Source organism: Mycolicibacterium sp. ND9-15 (genome assembly GCF_035918395.1).
Lineage (GTDB): Bacteria > Actinomycetota > Actinomycetes > Mycobacteriales > Mycobacteriaceae > Mycobacterium.
The window spans coordinates 795,679-816,912 of the sequence record NZ_CP142362.1; the positions used below are offsets into that span (position 1 = coordinate 795,679).

The window sequence follows — 21,234 nt, forward strand, 5'->3', positions numbered from 1 at the left end:
CGGCGCCTTGTGCAACAGTGTTGCGCGTGCCTACGTACCTGCTGCGGGTCCAGCTCGAGGACCGACCGGGCAGCCTCGGCTCACTTGCCGTGGCGCTCGGCTCGGTGGGCGCCGACATCCTGTCTCTCGACGTGGTGGAACGCTCGGCCGGCTATGCCGTCGACGATCTCGTGGTCGAACTGCCCGCCGGTGCGATGCCCGACATGCTGATCACCGCCGCCGAACAGATCAAGGGTGTCTACGTCGACTCGGTCCGGCCGCATACCGGGCTGCTCGAGGCACACCGCGAGCTCGAACTCGTCGACCACGTCGCTGCGGCGCCCAGGGCCCAGAAGCTCCAGGTGCTCGTCGACGAGGCGCCCAGGGTGCTTCGAGTCGGCTGGTGCTCGGTGGTCCGGTTGACGGAGGCGGGACCCGAACGGGTGGCCGGCAGTCATGGTGCCCCCGAAACCCAGACGGCAGAAACGCCGTGGCTGCCGCTGCAGCACGCCGAGGCGCTCGACGGCGACGCCGATTGGGTTCCGCAGCTGTGGCGCGACATGGCCACCACGCTGGCGGCCGCCCCGCTCGGCGACCCGCGCACCGCGGTGGTGCTCGGCCGCCCGGGTGGACCGCTTTTCCGCCCGTCGGAGGTCGCCAGGCTCGGTTATCTGGCGGGCATCGTCGCGACGATTCTGCGCTGACCCGCGCAGCCGGGCGTCAGCCGCCCGCGGGAACGGGCCAGCGGTCGTTGACGTCGGCGTTGGTGTCCTTGCGCGCGCAGTGCGCACAGCAGAAGATCGCTTCTTCGGTCTCCACGCCATGGCCGAGGATTCGGCACCCGCAATGGGCACACTCCGGGGCCAGTTGCACGGCCGCGCACTCGACGCTGTCGAACGTCGCGCTGCGCCCGTCGGGCCATGTCACGTTGAACGCCTTGTCGTAGTCGTTGCCGCAGGTATCACAGATCGCCATCACAACTCCTTGTCGCCTCGCCCGGTCGAGTGCCCGATGGACGGGACAGACAAACGCGACCTCAGATGCCGTCGGGTCCGTACTCCAACAGCCGGGCGAAACCGTCCTCGTCGAGGATCGGCAGGTTCAACTCGACAGCCTTGTCGTATTTCGAGCCGGGCGAATCCCCCGCCACCACATAGGCCGTTTTCTTCGACACCGAGCCCGCCGCCTTACCGCCGCGCGTGACGATCGCCTCCTTCGCCTCGTCCCGGGAGAACCCGGTCAGCGACCCGGTGACGACGATCGACAGCCCCTCGAGGGTGCGCGCGATGCTCGCGTCGCGTTCGTCGACCATCCGCACGCCGGCAGCGCGCCACTTGTCCACGATCGCGCGGTGCCAGTCGACGGTGAACCACTCGGTCACGGCGGCTGCGATGGTCGGTCCGACGCCCTCGACGGCCGCCAATTCGTCTTCGGAGGCCGCCATGATCGCGTCCAGGCTGCCGTACTCGGTGGCCAGTGCGCGGGCCGCGGTCGGCCCGACGTGACGGATCGACAATGCGACAAGCACCCGCCACAACGGTCGCGACTTGGCCCTGTCCAGATTGGCAAGCAACCGTTTGCCGTTCGCCGACAGCTCACCGTTCTTGGTGGTGAACAGATCGGTGCACAGCAGGTCCGCTTCGGTCAGCGTGAACAGGTCGCCTTCGTCGGTGATGACGCCGGCTTGCAGCAGCGCGGTCCCCGCCTCGTAGCCCAGGCCCTCGATGTCGAACGCGCCGCGGCCCGCGACGTGAAACACGCGCTCGCGCAACTGCGCCGGACAGGACCGGGTGTTTGGACAGCGAATATCGGCGTCGCCCTCCTTGGCGGGCGCCAGCTTGGTTCCGCACGCCGGACAGTGCGTCGGCATCACGAACTCGCGTTCGGAACCGTCGCGCAGATCGACGACCGGACCGAGTACCTCGGGGATCACGTCACCGGCCTTGCGGATCACCACCGTATCGCCGATGAGCACGCCCTTGCGCTTGACCTCCGAAGCGTTGTGCAGCGTGGCCTGACCGACCGTCGAGCCGGCCACCTTGACCGGCACCATGGACGCGTACGGCGTCACCCGGCCGGTGCGGCCGACGTTGACCAGGATGTCGAGCAGCTTGGTCTGCGCCTCCTCGGGCGGATACTTGTATGCGGTCGCCCACCGTGGCGCCCGCGACGTCGATCCCAGACGGCGCTGCAGCGCCACGTCATCGACTTTGACCACCACACCGTCGATTTCGTGGTCGACCTCGTGGCGATGTTCACCCCAGTAAGCGATTCGCTCGGTGACCGCGGCCATCCCCTTCACCCGGGTGGTGTGCTCGGAGACCGGCAGCCCCCAGGCCGCGAGGGCCAGGTAGGCGCCGTGCAGTGTCTTCGGCCGGAAGCCTTCGATGTGGCCCACGCCGTGGCAGATCATCCGCAGCTTGCGACGCGCGGTGACGGCCGGGTTCTTCTGGCGCAGCGAGCCGGCGGCGCTGTTGCGCGGGTTGGCGAACGGCGGCTTACCCTCTGCGACCAACCCGGCGTTGAGCTCCTCGAAGTCGGCCACCCGGAAGAACACCTCACCGCGCACCTCGAGAACCTTCGGTAGCGGGAATTGCTCGCTTCCCTTGAGCTTTTCGGGTATGTCGCCGATGGTACGGGCGTTCAACGTGACGTCCTCACCGGTGCGGCCGTCGCCTCTGGTGGCGGCGCGCTCCAACCGGCCGTCGCGATACACCAGCGACAGGGCCACCCCGTCGATCTTGAGCTCGCACAGAAAGTAGGCGTCGTCCCCGATCTCGCCTTTGATCCGCGCGGCCCATGCGGCGAGCTCGTCGGGTGTGAACACGTTGTCCAGGCTCAACATCTGCTCGAGATGATCGGCGGCGGTGAAGTCCGTGGCGAAGCCGGCGCCGCCGACAAGCTGCGTCGGTGAGTCGGGCGTGCGCAGCTCGGGGTGCTCGTCCTCGAGCGCCTCCAGTTCGCGAAGCATCTCGTCGAACTCGGCGTCGCTGATGATCGGCGAGTCACGCACGTAGTAGCGGAATTGGTGCTCGCGGACCTCGTCGGCGAGCGTCTGCCAGCGACGACGCAAATCTCCGTCGGAGCCGTCGTCGGCCTGCGCGGCCAGCTCGTCTTCTGCACCCTCGGAGGTCACCTTCGCAGGCTAACGGAGCAGCCTGACAGGACCGCACCGTTACCCTGGCCCCATGCCGCACCCGCTCATGTTCCGCGACGACGACCCGGTGCTGGGGCGGGTGCGCACGGTGGCACTTTCGTTTCCCGAGGCCTACGAGAAGGTCTCCCACGGCAGGCCCGCGTTCTTCGTCGCGAACATGTTCGTCATGTACGGCGGCAGCGTCAAACCAGAAACCAGAGGCGAGTATCTGCAGTACCCGCAGTCGATCATCGTCAAAGTCGACGAAAGCGACCGGCGGGCGCTGCGGCAGGACGCCCGGTTCTTCGTCCCCGCCTACCTCGGACCGTCGGGGTGGTTGGGTCTGGATCTGACGGGCGAGTACGACTGGGGTGAAGTGCGCGAGCTGATCGATGCCTCGTTCCGACTGACCGCGCCCAACAAACTCGTCAAACAGCTCGACGAAGTCTGACCCAGTAGTCGACAGGCCATGATTCGATCGGAGACGACATGAGTTTTGCCAGCCCGTTCCCCGAAGTCGACATACCGTCCAAAAGCGTCTACGACTACCTGTTCGGCGACATCGCCGAAACCGACCTCGATCGTGTCGCGCTCGTCGACGCGAAGTCCGGTCGCGAGACCAGCTTCCGCGAACTGATATCGCGGGTAGACGCGTTCGCGGGCGCGCTCGCCGGGCGCGGGATCGGCGTGGGAGACGTCGTCGGGCTGCTCTCGCCGAACAGTTCGGGCTTCGCCGTCGCCTTTCACGGCATTCTGCGCGCAGGCGCGACGGCCACCACAATCAACACACTGTTCACCGCCAAGGACATCGCCAACCAACTGACCGACTCCAACGCCAAGATGTTGGTCACGGTGTCGCCGCTGTTGGCGCACGCCGAGGAAGCGGCAGCGGCCGCCGGGCTGCCCGATGACGGCCTGGTGGTACTCGACGGGCCCGGCCAAGCCGGCGACGGCCATCCCAACGCCGCAGACCTGATGGGGCGCGGCCACCTGCCGCCGCAGGTCAGCTTCGCGCCATCGTCACACCTGGCGGCGCTGCCGTACAGCTCGGGAACGACCGGATACCCGAAGGGTGTCATGCTCACCCACCGCAACCTGGTGGCCAATGTGGCCCAGATCCGGCCGCTGCACGGAATGGTCGCCGACGACACGGTGCTTGCGGTTCTCCCGTTCTTCCACATTTACGGGCTGACGGTTCTGCTCAACGCCGCAGTGCACGCCCGGGCCCGGCTCGTCATCATGCCGAGCTTCGACCTCGGCGACTTCTTGGCCAACATCCAGAACCACCGGTGCACGATCGCTTTCATCGCACCGCCGGTCGCCGTGGCGCTGGCCAAGCATCCGTCGGTCGACGAATACGATCTGTCGTCGTTGAACGTCGTGATGTCGGGTGCGGCCCCGCTGGACGCCGAGCTCGGCCACGCCGTCGCGAAAAGACTCGATTGCAGCGTCGTTCAGGGCTACGGCATGAGCGAACTCAGCCCCGTCAGCCACATCACGCCGTTCGACGGCGGCCGGCACGAGATGAAGATGGTCGCGCCGCTGAGCTCGGTCGGATGGACGGTGTCCAACGCTGCATCGAAGATCGTCGACCCCGAGACCCGTGACGAAATCGACCCGCCGGCAGAGGGTCTCAGCGCGACCGGCGAATTGTGGTTCAAGGGACCCAACGTGATGGCCGGCTATCTCGGCAACGAGAAAGCCACCAAGGAGACGATCGACGACGGAGGCTGGCTGCACACCGGCGACCTCGCGCAGGTCGACGCGGACGGCTGCGTGTACATCGTCGACCGACTCAAGGAGCTGATCAAGTACAAGGGCTATCAGGTACCGCCCGCCGAACTGGAGGCCCTGCTGCTGAGTCATCCCGCCGTCGCGGACGCCGCCGTGATCGGGGTCCACGACGCCGAAGGTGAAGAGATCCCGAAAGCGTTCGTGGTCAAGCAGTCCGGTGCTGAGTTGACCGAGGAGGAGATCATCGAGTTCGTCGCCGGTCAGGTGGCGCCCTACAAGAAGGTTCGCCAGGTCGAGTTCATCGATGCGGTGCCGAAGTCGGCCTCGGGCAAAATCCTGCGCAAGGATCTGCGTGGCTGATCAGGACCGGTGTATCCGTTCGGCGGCTTGAGCCCCGCGCGCCTGCCGGTAGCCCAGCGCGGCACCTGCCACAGGGATGAGCAATAGCCCGGCAATGCCCCACAGTGGGTCGGTCGACCCGACTCCGGGCGCGACGACGAACTGTCGTATCACCGCGGGCGGCTTGTCCACCGGGTGGAGCGGGACCGGCGCCGACCGTGGCGGCGGCGGTGGGAGCCTCGGCGGCGGCACCGGCGCGGGTGCCGGCGCGGCGGATGCCGGCGCGGGAGGCTGCCGATGCTGTTCGGGTCCACCGGTTTTCGTCGCCGGTCTGCGGCCGTTGCCGACCGTCACCTGCGGGGGCTCGAATGCATGCACCGGCGCACTCGAGGAATCGGACCCGCCGGCCGAACCGGCAGCATCCGCGGTGCTCGGCGCCGGTACTTTGCCGAGGGGCGCTTCGCCGGCACTCGATTCGGTACCGGCCGCCGACCGGCTGGCCGACGTGTTCGGCGCGGTCGAGCGCGTGCCCGAGTCCGGGTGGGTGGTGGCGGCCGACCGGCTACTCGACGACAGCTGTGGCCCGTCGTCGTCGCGGCCCGAACCGACCCGCGACTTAGGGGCGCTGCGGTTCGACTTAACGGTGCCACCGCCGCGGTTGCTGTTGGGATCCCGGTTTCCGTTGTCGTAACCACGACGGTCGTCGTCGGGCTTGCCCTTGTTGGACCCACCGCCGCCACGATCGGAGCTGTGTCCTCGGTCGGAGTCCCGCGAATCACCGGGACCGGCGTATGCGACGGCCGCACTCGAGCCGCCCAACAGGACAAACACGGACACCACGCCGACACCTGCGGCGAGGCGCGCGTTCATCCGGAAACCAACTCTCTTCTCCGTGACGACGATCGACGTCGTTTGCGAAGCATTCTGGCATGGGGCACGCACTCAATGCGGACCCTTCCGGGAACGTCCGTAAATTGTCTGGCGACCGCAGCTCTCACCCTCGACTGTGGCCGTATCAGACGGCGTCGGGATCCTCGGCGAAGGCGTCCGCCGTCTGCTGCGCCAACCCGATCGCCGTGCGCGCCCACTCGCTGGTGGCGCCTGCCAGACCGCACGCCGGCGTGATGCCGATCCGCTCCCGCAACACGGATCGGGCGAACCCGAGCCGATCGGTGAGCGACACCGCGGCCTTTGCGGTTCCCTCGACCGACGGCGCGGCGTCGAGCGGCATCGTCGGCACCACCCCGAACAACACCGCGCGTCCGGAGTCGACGAACTCGCCGATTCCGTCGAGATCGGCGGTCACGAGTGCGGAGGTGTCAACGGAGATGGCATCGATGGTGCTGTGCTGCAAGGCTTTCCAGGGCACACCCGATGCACAGCTGTGCACCACGACGGGAGAACCCACCGCCGCGACGCACTCGTCCAGCAGTCCGGTGACGACCGGCTCGTCGACCGCGTGGACGGGCGTCAAGCTGGTGACCCCTGTCAACCGCCCCGCCAGTGCCGCGGGCAACAGCGGCTCGTCGAACTGCACCACCACCGCCGCGTCCAGTCGCCGGCCGACGTGCGCGCGATGCGCCGCCATCCCCTCGGCCAGCGAGGCGGCCAGGTCGCGTACCGCGCCCGGATCGGTGAGCGCACGGTGGCCGTTGGCCAGCTCCAGCTGCGCCGCCAACGTGATCGGTCCCGGCGCCTGCACCTTCACCGTGCGCCCGCCACCCCGCAGACCTGCCTTCTCCCAAGCCTCTTCGAACGCGTCGAGGTCCTCGTCGAGCAGGCTCACCGCCCGCTTGGCCACCGCTGTGCGGCCGGATGCGATCCGATAGCCGCGGGGCACGGTGTCCATGCTGATGTCGACGAGCAGCGCCCCGGCCCGGCCGATCATGTCGGCGCCGACGCCACGGCCGGGCAGTTCGACCAGATGCGGCAAGGTGTGCAGTTCGCCGACGACGACCTCGGCGGCCTCGCGCGGCTCCGTCCCCGGCCACGACCCGATCCCGGTGGCTGCGGCGAAGGCATTCACTCGTTCGACAGTATTCGATCGGGCTAATCTCGGTCCGGACGGGTTGGGAAGGACACGCATGCCCGCAGCGCTACGGTCGATCGCGCTGTGGTGCGCCATGGCGGCGCTCGCAGCGGGATGTGCTCACACCGTCAGCGGCCATGCGATGCGAGTAATCCCCGGCATGGACGACGGATCGCTGTCACCGATCGACGTCGAAACGATCATGCTCGACCAATCGCAGATGCGCGCGATCACCGGCGGGGATCTCACGATCATCCCGACCATGGACGCAAAGACCCCGGTCGACATCCAACCGCTCGTCGAGACCACTCCCCCGCAGTGCCAATGGATTTTCGCCGAAACCCGGACGTTCGGACCGGACGTCGAGGAGTTCCACAAGACCACCTTCCAGAACCCGCCCGGCGGCGGATTGATCTCCGAGGGCGCGGCCGCATATCGCGACGCCGTCACTGCACGGCGGGCTTTCGATTACCTGGTATCACTTGTCGACGGTTGCAGCGCAACGCCTTCGGGTCCGATGTTTGTCGGCGACTGGACGGTCAGCGTGGACACCCTGCAGACCCGGCCCTCGGGTGCGTGCGGTCGCGATTACCGGGTGAAGTCGGTGGTGCTGGTGGAGGTGACCGCGTGCCGGTACCCCGACTCCGTACCCGCGATCGTCATCACCAATATCCTCGCCAACGTGCCCGAATAGCTTGGGCTATCGCATGATCGTCGCGCTACCCAGCACCTCGTCGCCGGCGGGGTCGGGACGGTAGAGCACCATGGTCTGGCCCGGCGCCACACCGCGCAGTGGTGCGCGCAGGTCGACCACGAGCCGGCCGTCACGGAGCTGCGCCACCCCGTCGCCGATACCGCCGTGGGCACGCACCTGCACCTGGCACTCGACGAGACCCGTTGGCGCCTCACCGGAGGTGAAGACCGGCCGCTCGCCGGTCAACGTCCACACGTCCAGGTCGGCAGCGGTGCCGACGTGCACGGTCGCGGTGTCCGGGTCGATCTCCGTCACATACCGCGGCCGCCCGTCGGGGCCGGGCCCGGCAATGCCCAACCCCTTGCGCTGACCGACCGTGAATCCGTGCACACCGTCGTGTTCGGCCAGCACGACGCCCGCGGCGTCGACGACCGACCCACGCCGGACACCGATCCGGGCCCCCAGAAACGCGCGAGTGTCGCCCGACGGGATGAAGCAGATGTCGTGGCTGTCCGGCTTGGCGGCGACAGCGAGCCCACGACCCGCGGCCTCCGCACGGATCTGCGGCTTGGGTGTGTCGCCGACCGGGAACACCGCGTGACGCAGCTGTTGGGCCGTGAGGACGGCCAGTACGTACGACTGGTCTTTGTCCGCATCGACGGCACGGCGCAACCGGCCGTCGGACAGCCGCGCATAGTGTCCGGTGGCGAGCGCATCGAAACCCAGTGCCAGCGCACGAGCGGCCAACGCGGAGAACTTGATGCGCTCATTGCAGCGCACGCACGGGTTCGGGGTCTCACCGCGGGCATAGGACGACACGAAATCGTCGATGACGTCTTCGGAGAAGCGGTCGGCGAAATCCCAGACATAGAACGGGATGCCGAGAACATCGGCGACCCGGCGCGCGTCACCCGCGTCCTCTTTCGAGCAGCAGCCGCGAGACCCGGTGCGCAGCGTGCCCGGTGAAGGCGACAGCGCCAGATGCACACCGACCACGTCATGGCCCGCGTCGACCATCCTGGCGGCGGCGACCGAGGAGTCCACGCCACCGCTCATCGCCACGAGTACCCGCATGGTCATACTGTCTTCGCGCAAGCGCTCATCGGAACTCGACGACCCCCGAACTGGCGAGGGCGGCTTGCCGTGCCCGCTCCACCGCGGCGGGCAGCGCAGCGAGCGCGGCATCGACGTCGCCGTCGGTGCTGGTGTGGCCCAACGACAGCCGAAGCGATCCGCGCGCACTAACCGGGTCGGCGCCCATCGCGAGCAATACATGCGACGGCTGCGCGACCCCGGCCGTGCAAGCCGAACCCGTCGAGCACTCGATACCCTTGGCGTCCAACAGCATCAGCAGAGAGTCCCCCTCGCAACCGCGAAAAGTGAAGTGGGAGTTGCCCGGCAGCCTGCCAGCCCCTGTCGCCCCGTTGACCTCGACGTCGTCGATGCTCGCCAACACACCTTCGACCAACCGGTCGCGAAGCGCGGACACTCGCGCACTGGTGGCCTCCAATCCGCCAAGGGCAGCCCCCGCCGCGGCGGCCATCGCGACGGCACCCGCCACATAGGGTGTGCCGGAACGAACATCGCGCTCCTGACCTCCGCCGTGCAGCAACGGCACGCAGGCGGTGTCCCGACGAAGCAGCAACGCCCCGATCCCGGTGGGTCCACCGAACTTGTGCGCCGCGATGCTCATCGCCGATAGTCCACTCGCCCCGAAGCCGACCGGAATGTGGCCGACGGCCTGGACGGCGTCGCTGTGCATGGGGACGCCGAATTCACCTGCCACAGCGGCGAGTTCGGCGATCGGCATGATCGTTCCGACCTCGTTGTTCGCCCACATCACCGATACCACGGCCACGTCGTCGTGGTCCTGCAACGCCCGGCGCAGCGCCGCCGGCGTCACCGAGCCGTCCTTCTCGACGGGCAGCCAGCTCACCTCGGCGCCCTCATGCTCGACCAGCCACTCGACGGAGTCCAGCACGGCATGGTGCTCGACCGGCGTGGTCACGATTCGGGTGCGGTGCGGATCGGCATCGCGGCGCGCCCAGTAGATGCCCTTGATCGCCAGGTTGTCGCTCTCGGTGCCGCCGGCGGTGAAGATCACCTCAGAGGGGCGTGCGCCGAGCAGCTGGGCCAGCGTCTCGCGTGACTCCTCCATCCGCCGGCGCGCGGCCCGGCCAGTGCCGTGCAGCGACGATGCGTTGCCGACCGTGGCCAGCGCAGCCGTCATCGCCTCGATGGCAACGGGGTACATCGGGGTGGTGGCGGCGTGATCGAGGTAGACCGGCTGATCCGGGGACATAACCAGTCCAGAATAGCCGTCGAGCCGGGGGCTCCTCCGATCCGCTCAGGCCACCAGGGCGTGACCGGCCGAGCGTTGCCCCGAATCGCCGCGCACCGCGGTCTCACAGCGGGTTGCCAGTTCACGACGGTCGGTTCCTGGTAGCTGCAACGACTCCACCTGCACCCGCACGACCGTGCGCTTCGCGGTGATCAGGCGCCGGATCGACTCGAGCAGTGTGTCGTCGCCCACATAGGCGGCAACGGTGGACGGCGCCCCGTCGGGGTGGTGGTAGCTCACCCGTAGCGGTTGGACCGGCCGGCCGGCGTCGATGGCGGCCTGAAACATCGCGGGCCGGAAGCGCCCGTAGGCCAGGCCGCAGTAAGTGGTGCCCTCGGGGAAGGCCACCACCGTCTGGCCGGCGCGAAGCCCACGGGCGACGGCGCCCACCACATCGGGCAGCCGCCGCAGATTGGCCCGCTCGATCGGAATCACCTTCAGCACCCGGGCCAGCAGGCCGAGGCCTGGCCAGTCGATGAGTTCTGACTTCGCGACGAACCGTCCCGGCAGCACCGAACCGATCGCGAAGACGTCCACCCAGGATATGTGCCCGCTCACCACCAGCACGCCGCTCAAGTTGCGGATCGGCCCGCCGGACACCGTGGTCCGCACACCCAGGCAACGCAGCAGCAACCGGCAGTAGCCACGCTGGACGTGGGATCGGCCCGGCGCAGGGACGGCCAGCAGCGGGGCCAGCACCAGCAGGGAAAGGGCCACCGTGGCGCGCAACGTGGCGCGGCAGGTGACGATCACCCGGCGACCCGCATGCCCGGTGGCGGCGCTGGCGCAACTCGCGTCGCACGCCGCCCGCGGCACCCACGAACTCGTGGTCATCGCGCGGTCTCACCGGCCATGGCTGCGGCCGCTCCGACGGAGCGCAGCCTGCGCAGATACCTGGTGTCGGCTCGGCGTTTGTCGAGCAACGCCGGGAAGTCGCCCACCCCGAAGTCGGGATCGTGCGCGGGTTCGCCGCATACCTGCGCGCCGAGCCGCAGGTAGCCCCGCATCAGGGCGGGCACGGCCACTCGGGCCGGTGGATCGATGTCGTCGAGCCCGTTGCCGCCGACGGTCACGGGCTGATGCGGGCGCACGGTGTAGCGCGCCGGGGCGGCGTGCCGACGGCGGACGAAGTCGCGTACTCCGCGGATCTGCGCGCCCGGGGCGTCGCCGTCGGGACCGCGCACCGGCACCGACACGCAGCCGGTGACATAGTCGTAGCCGCAGCGGTCGAGATACGCCAGAATCCCGGCCCACATCAGCAGCACCACGCCGCCGTTGCGGTGATCCGCGCGCACCACGGCCCGGCCCATTTCGACCAGGCCCGGACGCAGCGGGTCGAGTGCTCGAACGTCGAATCCCGTTGCGCTGTAAAGGTCGCCGGCGGCGACCGCGCCGGCCGGCGGCAGCATCCGATAGCAGCCGACCAATTCGCCGGAGAGGTCCTCGCGGACGAGAAGATGGTCGCAATGCTCGTCGAACCGGTCGGCGTCCAAGCCGTCGGGGGCGCCGCTCAGCGCGAATCCGGGCTCGGAGGTGAACACCGCGTGGCGGAGGCGCTGCGCCGCCTCGACCAGCGTGGCATCGGTCGACAGCAGGAGCGTGTAGCGCGGCGCGGACGTCGAGGACCCGGTTTGCGCGCGGTCGGTTTCGTCAGGGGCGATGAGTACAGAAGCAGTGCTCATGCCTGCACGCTCGCCCAGCCGCATCTCCGGGTGGCATCGGGCGGGTGACGTGTCGCTGAGCGCCTGGTGACGAATTCCCGCAGCGCCTTACCCGCGCGAGCGCTCATCCTGGTACGCCACAAGCGCCCGAATCTGTACAGGAGTGAGCGCTCGCGGGGACGGCAGAAGGCCCCCGAACAGTGTCCGGGGGCCTTCGCGCAGGAAACTCAGCCCTTGCGGGCCTTGACCGCCTCGGTCAACTGCGGTGTGACCTTGAACAGGTCGCCGACGATGCCGAGGTCGGCGATCTCGAAGATCGGCGCCTCTTCGTCCTTGTTCACCGCGATGATCGTCTTGGATGTCTGCATACCGGCGCGGTGCTGGATCGCGCCGGAGATGCCGAGCGCGATGTACAGCTGCGGCGAGACCGTCTTACCGGTCTGGCCCACCTGGAACTGGCCCGGGTAGTAGCCGGAGTCGACCGCGGCACGGGACGCGCCGACGGCGCCGCCGAGCGAGTCCGCCAGTTCCTCGACGACCGTGAAGTTCTCGGCGCTGCCGACACCGCGGCCGCCCGAGACGACCACCGTGGCCTCGGTGAGCTCCGGCCGGTCGCCGGCGACGGCCGGTTCGCGCTTGGTGATCTTCGTCGCGTTCTCGGCCTGCCCGGGCACCTCGACGTTGACGACCTCGCCTGCACCGTCGGCGGGTTCGGCGTCGACGGCGCCGGCGCGCAGCGTGATGACCGGAACCTCACCGGTGGACTGGGCCTCGACGGTGAACGCACCGCCGAAGATCGAGTGAACGGCCACGCCGCCCTCTTCGAGGCCGACGACGTCGGTCAGGACCCCGGCACCGATCCGGGCCGCGAGGCGCCCGGCGATCTCCTTGCCGTCGGCGCTGGCGGCCAACACCACGCCCGCCGGGGAGGCGGACTCGACCAGCGAGGCCAGCACATCGACCTGCGGCGTGATCAGGTAGTTCTCCGCGTCTTCGGACTCCGCGACGTAGATCTTGGCGGCGCCGGCGGACTTGAGGCCCTCGACGAGCGGTTGTGCGGTGCCCGGTGCGCCGACGACGACGGCCGAGGGCTCGCCCAGCTTGCGAGCCGCGGTGATCAACTCCGAGGTGACCTTCTTCAGCGCACCTTCGGCGTGCTCGACGAGCACGAGTACTTCAGCCATTGGTATGTCTCTCGTTTCTCAAGTACGGAAGGAATGATCTGCTAGATGATTTTTTGAGCGACCAGGTACTCGGCGATCTTGGTGCCGCCGTCGCCTTCGTCGGTGACCTTCTCACCCGCGGTCTTCGGCGGCTTCGGCGTCGACGAGAGCACCTTGGAACCGGCGTTGTCGAGACCGACCTCGTCGCCCTCGACGCCGATCTCGGCGAGCGTGAGCTTGGTGACTTCCTTCTTCTTGGCGGCCATGATGCCCTTGAAGGACGGGAAGCGGGGCTCGTTGATCTTCTCGTTGACACTCACCACGGCGGGCAGCGGCGCCTCGACGGTGAAGACGCCGTCGTCGGTCTCCCGTTCGCCGCTGACCTTGCCGCCCTCGACGGTCACCTTGCGCAGGTGCGTCAACTGCGGCAGGCCCAGGTACTCGGCGATGATCGCGGGAACCGCGCCGCCGGTGCCGTCGGTGGCCTCATTGCCGGCGATGACCAACTCAGTGCCCTCGATGGTGCCCAGCGCGCGCGCCAGGGCCCAGCCGGTCTGAATCATGTCCGAGCCGTGCATGCCGTCGTCGACGAGGTGCACGGCTTTGTCGGCACCCATCGACAGTGCCTTGCGGATCGCCTCGGTCGCGCGCTCCGGGCCGGCTGTGAGCACCGTCACAGTGCTTTCGCCGCCTTCCCTCTCCTTGATCAACAGCGCTTCCTCGACGGCGCGCTCGTTGATCTCGTCGAGCACCGCGTCGGCGGCCTCCCGATCGAGGGTGTAGTCGCCGTCGGTCAGCTTGCGCTCCGACCAGGTGTCAGGGACCTGTTTGATCAGGACCACGATGTTCGTCATGAGTCTGGTTCGTCCTCCTCGAAGGGACCGTTGGCGGCCCGCAATACGACGCTGTGAGCAACAACCAACATGTTACTCGCCGGTAACTTATGCTGGTTCGCAGGAACACTGTAGCGGGTCGGTGTTGGTGTTCTAGCAGCACGTAGGCGGTGAACCGTTCGCCTGTGGACCGATTCGCGTTAGCCTGCGTTGCAATGAGCGCATTTGTCACCGACGGTCCCGACCTGCCCCTGACCGGGGAACGCACGGTTCCGGGGCTGGCGGAGGAGAACTACTGGTTCCGCCGTCACGAGGTCGTCTACGAGCGGCTGGCCGACCGCTGCGCGGAGCTTGACGTGCTCGAGGCGGGCTGCGGCGAGGGCTACGGCGCGGGCCTGATCGCCGAGGTGGCCCGGCGCGTGATCGGCCTGGACTACGACGAGTCGGCGGTCGCTCACGTCCGCGCGCGGTATCCGCGGGTGGACATGCGCCACGGCAATCTCGCCGAGCTGCCGCTGGCCGACGATGCGGTTGATGTGGTGGTCAACTTTCAGGTGATCGAACACCTCTGGGATCAGGGGCAATTCGTCGCCGAATGCTTCCGGGTGCTGCGGCCCGGCGGCACTTTGCTCATGTCGACGCCGAACCGGATCACCTTCTCCCCCGGCCGTGATACGCCGATCAACCCGTTCCACACCCGCGAGCTGGACGCCGCCGAGCTGACCGAGCTGTTGACGGCTGCGGGGTTTTCTATTGATGGCGTCTACGGGGTTTTTCATGGCCCGCGACTGGTCGAACTCGACGCGCGCCACGGCGGATCGATCATCGACGCCCAGATCGCCCGGGCGCTGGCCGATGCGCGGTGGCCCGAAGACCTGCTCGCCGATGTGGCGTCGGTGCGCAGCGACGACTTCGACCTGGTCGACGCGCGCGACCGGAACATCGACGACAGCCTGGATCTCGTCGCGATCGCGGTGCGGCCGTGACTTCTTCCGATCCCGTACCCCGACTGGATGTCACCGGCCCTCCGGTTCCGGGGCTCTTCACGTTCGTCCTGCACACGCATCTGCCGTGGCTTGCCCATCACGGCCGGTGGCCCGTCGGGGAGGAATGGCTCTATCAGTCATGGTCGGCGGCGTACCTACCGCTCATGCGGGTGCTGCGGGCGCTGGCCGCCGAGGACCGTCGGCACCAGTTGACGCTGGGCATGACCCCCGTGGTCACCGCGCAACTCGACGACCCGTACTGCCTCTCGGGTATGCACCACTGGCTGGCGAACTGGCGACTTCGGGCGCTGGAGGCGACCACACTCGGAGATCCCCTGCGGCAGTTCGGTGTTCGCGAGCACACCGAAGCCGAGCAGGCGCTCGACGACTTCGCCACGCTGTGGTCCCACGGCGGCAGCCCGCTGCTGCGCGAGTTGGTCGACGCCGACACGATCGAACTGCTCGGTGGGCCGTTGTCGCATCCGTTCCAGCCGCTGCTCAACCCGCGGCTGCGCGAGTTCGCGCTGCGCGAGGGGCTCGCCGACGCCCGACTCCGGTTCGCGCACACGCCGGTTGGCATCTGGGCGCCCGAGTGCGCGTATGCGCCCGGGATGGAACGCGACTATGCCGCAGCGGGTGTCGGCCACTTCATGGTCGACGGCCCATCGCTGCACGGCGACACCGCGCTGGGCCGGCCCGTCGCGTCGTCCGACGTCGTCGCGTTCGGCCGGGATCTGCACGTCAGCTACCGGGTGTGGTCGCCGAAATCCGGCTACCCCGGGCATGCCGCCTACCGCGACTTCCACACCTACGACCACACCACCGGCCTCAAGCCGGCCAGGGTGTCGGGGCGCAACGTGCCGTCGGAGGCCAAGGCGCCGTACGACCCCGAGCGTGCCGACCGAGCGATCGACTCCCATGTCGCCGACTTCGTCGGGGTGGTCCGACAGCGACTGTGCGACGAGAGCGAACGCATCGGACGTCCCGCACACGTCATCGCCGCATTCGACACCGAGTTGTTCGGCCACTGGTGGTACGAGGGTCCGGTGTGGCTGGAACGGGTGCTGCGCGCGCTGCCGGAGGCAGGTGTGCGCGTCGGCACGCTGGCTGACGCGAAGGCCGACGGTTTTCTCGGCGCTGCCGTCGAATTACCGCCCAGCTCCTGGGGTTCCGGTAAGGACTGGCAGGTATGGGCCGGCAAGCAGGTAGCCGACTTGGTGCAGTTGAACAGTGAGGTCGTCGATACCGCGCTGACGACAGTCGACAAGACGCTCGGCGAGACCGACACTTCGCCGGCCCGCAACTTCGTCGCCGACCAGATCCTTCGCGAGACGTTGCTCACCGTGTCGAGTGACTGGCCCTTCATGGTCAGCAAGGATTCCGCGGCCGACTATGCGCGCTACCGCGCGCATCTGCACGCCCACGCCACCCGCGAGATCGCCGACGCCGTGGCGTCCGGTCGCCATGAGCACGCGCAGCGTCTGGCCGCGGGTTGGAACCGTGCCGACGGCCTGTTCGGCGCCCTGGACGCGCGACGGTTACCGAAGTGAGCCCCTCCCCTCTCTGCGCGAGCGTGCGTGTCTGCTGCGCGACACGCCGCTCAACAGCGGCACTTTGCGCACCCTCCCGCCGGAGCGAGCGACCGTGAAAATCCTGATGGTGTCGTGGGAGTACCCGCCGGTTGTCGTCGGCGGGCTCGGGCGTCACGTCCATCACCTGGCGACCGCACTGGCCGACGTCGGCCACGAAGTCGTGGTGCTGAGCCGGCAACCGAGCGGCACCGACCCGAGCACGCACCCGTCCACCGACGAGATTGCCGAAGGCGTGCGCGTCGTCGCTGCGGCGCACGATCCGCACGAGTTCGACTTCGGCAGCGACATGATGGCCTGGACACTGGCGATGGGCCATTCGATGGTCCGCACCGGTTTAGCGCTGAAGACCCGGCGCGGCCGTCCCTGGCGACCCGATGTCGTCCACGCACACGACTGGCTGGTCGCGCACCCAGCGATAGCCTTGGCCGAATTCTACGACGCGCCATTGGTTTCCACGATTCATGCCACCGAGGCCGGTAGACACTCCGGATGGGTGTCGGGTCGGATCAGCCGACAGGTACATGCGGTCGAATCCTGGTTGGTGCATGAATCCGATTCGCTCATCACCTGTTCGAGGTCGATGAGCGACGAGATCACCGAGTTGTTCGGGCCCGGACTGGCCGAAACCCACGTCATCCGCAACGGAATCGATTGTGGGCGATGGCCGTTTGCACAGCGGCGGCCCAGGACAGGCCCGGCGCGGTTGCTGTACCACGGCCGACTCGAGTACGAGAAGGGCATTCACGACGCGATTGCCGCGCTGCCCCGTATCAGGCGCACGCATCCCGGTACCACGCTGGCGATCGCCGGCGAGGGCACGCAATTGGACCGGCTTCTGGATCAGGCGCGAAAGTACAAGGTGCTCAAGGCCACTGAATTCGTCGGTCATCTCAACCACGATGCCTTGGTGGATCTGCTGCACGCCGCCGACGCCGCCGTGTTGCCGAGCCACTACGAGCCGTTCGGCATCGTCGCGCTGGAGGCAGCGGCGACCGGAATTCCCTTGGTCACGTCGAACGTCGGTGGTTTGGGCGAAGCGGTCATCAACGGCGAAACCGGCGTGTCTTTCCCGCCACGTGACATCACAGCCCTAGCGGCCGCAGTCCGCACCGTGCTTGACGATCCGCAAGCCGCCCAGCAGCGCGCCATCGCCGCCCGCAAGCGACTCACCACGCAGTTCGAATGGCACACGATCGCCGATGAAACCACCCAGGTGTACCTGGCCGCCAAGCGGCGGGAGCGCGAACCGCATCGGCGCCGCCCCATCGTGGAGCACGCGCTGCCCAATCGCTAGGTCACATGGTGGCAGCGGTCGCCATATGCCCTTCGAATCCGAGCCGATTCGCCATTGTGCGATAGCGATCGGCGAAGTTTCGATACGCCGCTTCATCGCCCTCGGCGCGGGCCACCAGCGCATGCATCCGTAGCAACGGAAGCTCGTGCAGCACGAAGCCGGGGTCGGTCGGAATCGCGGCGAGCCGGGACATCGCAGCCTTCGCCTCCGCGAGATCACCTTGTGCTCCGCGGCGCAGCAACGATTCGACCAGCGTGGTGACCGCAGGTCCGCGAGTGCACATGTCGCCCGAGTCTTGGAGATAGTCGATGGTCGAGCGCGCCGACGCGATGGCGCCGTCGAGATCTCCGGCCGCGGCCTTCTCCTTTGCGATCTCCGTGTCGGCGAACCGCACGTTCATCGACTTATTGTTTGAAGCAACGTCACTTCGGTACCTTCGAACGAGATCGTAACCTGCTGCACGCCGCGTGCCGTCACCGTAGATGAGCACCATGCCACGAGAAAGACAAGCGGCTTCATACGCGAAATCCTCGCTGGCCCGACCGGCGAATTCCACTGCGGCAGCGGTGCTCTCCTCGGCGTCGGCAGCGGGTAGGACCGCGCCGTTGTGCATCGCGAACACGTACTCGTACATGTTTGCAGCGGCGTAAGCGGTCGGGTCGCCGGCCGACCGTGCGATTGCGATGGCGTGGTCGAAGTCCGCTTTCCACCCGTCGATCCCAAGACTGCAGCGGCACAGGGCACGGATTCCGACCGATGCTGCGAGCACCGCTGTCATGCCGAAGTTGGCCAGCGACAATTCCTCCTGACCATGGTCGATCGCAATCTGGTTGACGCGCAGAGCGTCGACGACGCGCCCGCCCTGCATCATCCCGTTGGCGGCACCGATCAGAAGCTGATCAATACCGGGGTCGTTGATCGATTCGACCAGATCGGCCAACTCCGACCCGAAGATTTCGGCATCACGGTATCTGTCTTCGAAAACGCAACCGGTGACGAAACCCGCCATGCCTATCGCTTTCGAGACCAGATCTCCGGCTTCGGTGCACAGCGCATCCAGTTCGCGGAAGTCGGCGTCTGCGTTACCCCACACTCGCCACGTCCCGGCGCACAGTTGGATGCGCGGCGCGATCCGCTTCGCCATCCGGTCGGGTTGATTATCGGGCATTCGGTCGGCTACACCGCACGCGCGCTGCCAACTCGCTCGAGCGGCCCTGGCGTCACGAGCATCTGCGAACATCGCGGCGCGCGTGTGCCATGTGTACGCCCCGTCGAAATCGCCTGCCGCCTCGAGGTGTTCACCGATCAGCCCAGCGTTCGCGTCGGCCGCATCCGGGTCACGCGCCTGGATCGTGTCGGCGAGACTTCGATGCAGCTGGGACCGTATCGACTTGAGCTGCGACTCGTATGCCACCGAGCGGATCAACGGGTGACGGAACGAGTATTCACTTGGCGCGGTGAACGTCACCTGATCGATCAACTCCGCGTCGACGAGTTCGGTGACTTCACAATGTGCGACAAGCGTTTCCAACGTCGCCGAATCGAAACGCGACCCGGCCACAGCCGCGGCGTTCAACGTCTGCTTGGCAGGTCCGCTCAGGCGGTCGATGCGGGCGGCGATGGCGGCATGCAGAGACGCAGGTACCGACGCGTCGGCCGAATCAAGTCGACGGACATACGCGCCGGGGTTCCCTTCGATGACGCCTCGCTCAGCCAGGTCCCGGACAATCTCCTCGGCGAAGAACGGGTTGCCCGCCGCTCGCTCGGAAACTTGCCGAACAAGATCTGCGACCGATGGGTCCGAACCCATCAACTCGATCGCAAGCACGGTGGATGCCGACTCGCTGAGCGAATCAAGGGCAATACGATGCGAATTGGGCAACCGGGCAAGCGCTCCGGAGTACTCCGGGCGGTAGGTGATGACCGCAAGGGTGCGTGTCCGCGGCACCACATTGGCGAGCTGGGCGATCATCGTCTCGCTCACTTCGTCGATCCAATGTGCGTCCTCGATGACGAGAAGTGACGGCGATGTGCGTCTGACAGCCAATCCGTTCAACAACGCGGCCACCCGGCGTCTGCGGGCGTCGGGATCGATATCGGGCAGCTCGACATCGGTGTCGCGGATGCCCAGCTCGTCTTCGAGCAAGACAACATCCTGGGGGTCGCTATCTTGCAGGCGTGCTCGAATCCGGCACCGCGCCGCGTGGGCGTCTAGATCATCTACCCCAAAAACATTGCGTAACAGTCGGGACGCAACATGAAGTGGAATATCCTTGGCGTGCGATTCGCAGTGCGTCGTCACCACTTCGGCACCGCGCTCGGCGGCTCGAGACGCCACCTCCGCCACCATCCGGCTCTTACCCACTCCCGGTGGCCCGACGATTCCAACAACGCGGCCGGCGCCGGCCATTGACTGATCGAGAAGCCCGGAAATGGTGCTCAACTCCCATTCACGCCCAACCAGCTTCATCAACCGCCGGACTGGACGCGGCTGGTTCGTGGCGATGTCTATCAGCGGCCGCGCGCATACCGGTGCGCCCGACCCTTTGATACTGACCATTTCGGCTTCACCGAGTACGGCGCCGTCCTCGACCAGCCTGGCGGTCGAGTCACTGACCAAGACACCACCCGGCGTCGCCGCGGATTCCATCCGCTGCGCCATGCCGACTTGCTGGCCGATTGCGGTGTAACTCAGCGGGCCGGAGCCGATCTTGCCTGCGATCACTTGGCCCGAGTTCAAGCCGACCCGCATCTGCAGCGAAACACCGTCCTTGCGATCGACATCGACAGCCACATCGGTGGCCGCGCGTTGGATGTTTAGCGCTGCGAGACAGGCGCGCAGGGCATGGTCTTCCAGCGCAACCGGCGCTCCGAACACCGCCATGATGCCGTCGCCCGTGAACTTGTCCACGGTTCCGCCGTACCGTTTCACCACTGCGGACGACCGATTGAACAACTCGGTCATGATGTCGCGCAACCGCTCCGCGCCGACCGCAGCGGCGATGTCCATCGAGTGGACCACATCTGCGAACAACACCGTCACCTGCTTGTATTCGGCGCCCAAGCGCGACTGATCCACGGCCGCACCGCATTCGCCACAGAACTTGGCCGTCGTGGTCAGTTCCGCGCCGCATGACGTGCATCCCGCGGCCGCTGTGGTCATGGCGAACCGCCGCTCACGGAAATCATCGTGTCACCACCGGAGGCAGAGTGCGGTCAAAACCGGTGGGCCGGTGAGTCGACGGTAGACGTGCCGACTGGCGTGTGTCAGAAGAGGTGGGTGTCGACGGTGGTGCTCACGTCGACGTCGGCGCTGCACATGGCGCGATCCCGGTCGGCAAGACCTTGGAAAACGGTTCGCCGCCTCCTCGCTTCGGCAGACGAGTGCAGGTTCGACACGGCTCCCCGTTAGTCGATGTGCGCGCTGAGCGCCCACGAGCGTGCGCGAACCGT

Annotated in this window: 18 protein-coding genes; 8 read left to right on the plus strand and 10 right to left on the minus strand. The window is 67.5% G+C overall.

Annotated features, from left to right (window positions below):
* The first annotated feature begins 17 nt into the window (after positions 1 to 17).
* Complete coding sequence (locus tag QGN32_RS03955; RefSeq protein ID WP_326547352.1) at positions 18 to 683, plus strand: ACT domain-containing protein; 666 nt, start codon at positions 18 to 20, stop codon at positions 681 to 683.
* Positions 684 to 699: 16 nt separating this feature from the next.
* On the opposite strand, the gene QGN32_RS03960 is transcribed toward QGN32_RS03955, so the two are convergent.
* Positions 700 to 954 carry a metallothionein gene (locus tag QGN32_RS03960; protein WP_326547353.1) on the minus strand — a complete coding sequence of 85 codons (255 nt, stop codon included), beginning with the start codon at positions 952 to 954 and terminating at the stop codon, positions 700 to 702.
* A 61-nt stretch (positions 955 to 1,015) separates the two neighbouring features.
* The gene (gene ligA, locus QGN32_RS03965) at positions 1,016 to 3,115 is read right to left on the minus strand and encodes an NAD-dependent DNA ligase LigA (RefSeq protein ID WP_326547354.1); all 2,100 of its coding nucleotides are present in this window, start codon (positions 3,113 to 3,115) and stop codon (positions 1,016 to 1,018) included.
* A gap of 52 nt (positions 3,116 to 3,167) precedes the next feature.
* On the opposite strand from ligA, the gene QGN32_RS03970 reads away from it, so the two are divergent.
* From QGN32_RS03970 to QGN32_RS03980, 3 genes are all read left to right on the plus strand, one after another.
* The gene (locus QGN32_RS03970; RefSeq protein ID WP_326547355.1) at positions 3,168 to 3,566 is read left to right on the plus strand and encodes an MmcQ/YjbR family DNA-binding protein; all 399 of its coding nucleotides are present in this window, start codon (positions 3,168 to 3,170) and stop codon (positions 3,564 to 3,566) included.
* A gap of 38 nt (positions 3,567 to 3,604) precedes the next feature.
* Positions 3,605 to 5,209, plus strand: coding sequence for a 4-coumarate--CoA ligase family protein (locus QGN32_RS03975; RefSeq protein ID WP_326547356.1), 1,605 nt, complete (start codon positions 3,605 to 3,607; stop codon positions 5,207 to 5,209).
* A 94-nt stretch (positions 5,210 to 5,303) separates the two neighbouring features.
* Entirely contained in the window at positions 5,304 to 5,879 is a 576-nt protein-coding gene (locus QGN32_RS03980) for a hypothetical protein (RefSeq protein WP_326547357.1), read from the plus strand.
* Positions 5,880 to 6,203: 324 nt separating this feature from the next.
* Here the strand turns inward: QGN32_RS03980 and QGN32_RS03985 are convergent, their stop codons facing one another.
* Positions 6,204 to 7,214 (minus strand): uroporphyrinogen decarboxylase/cobalamine-independent methonine synthase family protein, encoded by a 1,011-nt coding sequence (locus tag QGN32_RS03985; RefSeq protein WP_326547358.1) that lies wholly within the window; start codon positions 7,212 to 7,214, stop codon positions 6,204 to 6,206.
* Positions 7,215 to 7,272: 58 nt separating this feature from the next.
* Between QGN32_RS03985 and QGN32_RS03990 the strand changes: the two genes are divergently transcribed.
* Entirely contained in the window at positions 7,273 to 7,911 is a 639-nt protein-coding gene (locus QGN32_RS03990) for a sensor domain-containing protein (protein ID WP_326547359.1), read from the plus strand.
* A gap of 6 nt (positions 7,912 to 7,917) precedes the next feature.
* Here the strand turns inward: QGN32_RS03990 and mnmA are convergent, their stop codons facing one another.
* The 6 genes from mnmA to QGN32_RS04020 form a co-directional block, all read right to left on the minus strand.
* The gene (gene mnmA, locus QGN32_RS03995) at positions 7,918 to 8,985 is read right to left on the minus strand and encodes a tRNA 2-thiouridine(34) synthase MnmA (protein ID WP_326547360.1); all 1,068 of its coding nucleotides are present in this window, start codon (positions 8,983 to 8,985) and stop codon (positions 7,918 to 7,920) included.
* 25 nt (positions 8,986 to 9,010) lie between these two features.
* Positions 9,011 to 10,213 (minus strand): cysteine desulfurase family protein, encoded by a 1,203-nt coding sequence (locus QGN32_RS04000; RefSeq protein ID WP_326547361.1) that lies wholly within the window; start codon positions 10,211 to 10,213, stop codon positions 9,011 to 9,013.
* 45 nt (positions 10,214 to 10,258) lie between these two features.
* A complete protein-coding gene (locus QGN32_RS04005) occupies positions 10,259 to 11,086 on the minus strand; it encodes a lysophospholipid acyltransferase family protein (RefSeq protein WP_326547362.1) in 828 nt (275 codons plus the stop codon).
* On the minus strand, positions 11,083 to 11,934 hold the full coding sequence (locus QGN32_RS04010; RefSeq protein ID WP_326547363.1) for a GNAT family N-acetyltransferase: 852 nt from the start codon (positions 11,932 to 11,934) through the stop codon (positions 11,083 to 11,085). Before QGN32_RS04010 ends, QGN32_RS04005 begins: the two co-directional genes overlap by 4 nt.
* Before the next feature lie 206 nt (positions 11,935 to 12,140).
* A complete protein-coding gene (locus QGN32_RS04015; protein ID WP_326547364.1) occupies positions 12,141 to 13,097 on the minus strand; it encodes an electron transfer flavoprotein subunit alpha/FixB family protein in 957 nt (318 codons plus the stop codon).
* A 41-nt stretch (positions 13,098 to 13,138) separates the two neighbouring features.
* Positions 13,139 to 13,930, minus strand: a complete 792-nt coding sequence (locus QGN32_RS04020) for an electron transfer flavoprotein subunit beta/FixA family protein (RefSeq protein WP_326547365.1) — start codon at positions 13,928 to 13,930, stop codon at positions 13,139 to 13,141.
* 194 nt (positions 13,931 to 14,124) lie between these two features.
* On the opposite strand from QGN32_RS04020, the gene QGN32_RS04025 reads away from it, so the two are divergent.
* From QGN32_RS04025 to QGN32_RS04035, 3 genes are all read left to right on the plus strand, one after another.
* Entirely contained in the window at positions 14,125 to 14,895 is a 771-nt protein-coding gene (locus QGN32_RS04025; protein WP_326547366.1) for a class I SAM-dependent methyltransferase, read from the plus strand.
* On the plus strand, positions 14,892 to 16,445 hold the full coding sequence (locus tag QGN32_RS04030) for a 1,4-alpha-glucan branching protein domain-containing protein (protein ID WP_326547367.1): 1,554 nt from the start codon (positions 14,892 to 14,894) through the stop codon (positions 16,443 to 16,445). Before QGN32_RS04025 ends, QGN32_RS04030 begins: the two co-directional genes overlap by 4 nt.
* Before the next feature lie 94 nt (positions 16,446 to 16,539).
* Positions 16,540 to 17,781, plus strand: coding sequence for a glycosyltransferase family 4 protein (locus QGN32_RS04035; protein WP_326547368.1), 1,242 nt, complete (start codon positions 16,540 to 16,542; stop codon positions 17,779 to 17,781).
* 1 nt (position 17,782) lies between these two features.
* Here QGN32_RS04035 and QGN32_RS04040 read toward each other — a convergent pair whose 3' ends face one another.
* Complete coding sequence (locus QGN32_RS04040) at positions 17,783 to 20,944, minus strand: AAA family ATPase (RefSeq protein WP_326547369.1); 3,162 nt, start codon at positions 20,942 to 20,944, stop codon at positions 17,783 to 17,785.
* Positions 20,945 to 21,234 lie beyond the last annotated feature (290 nt).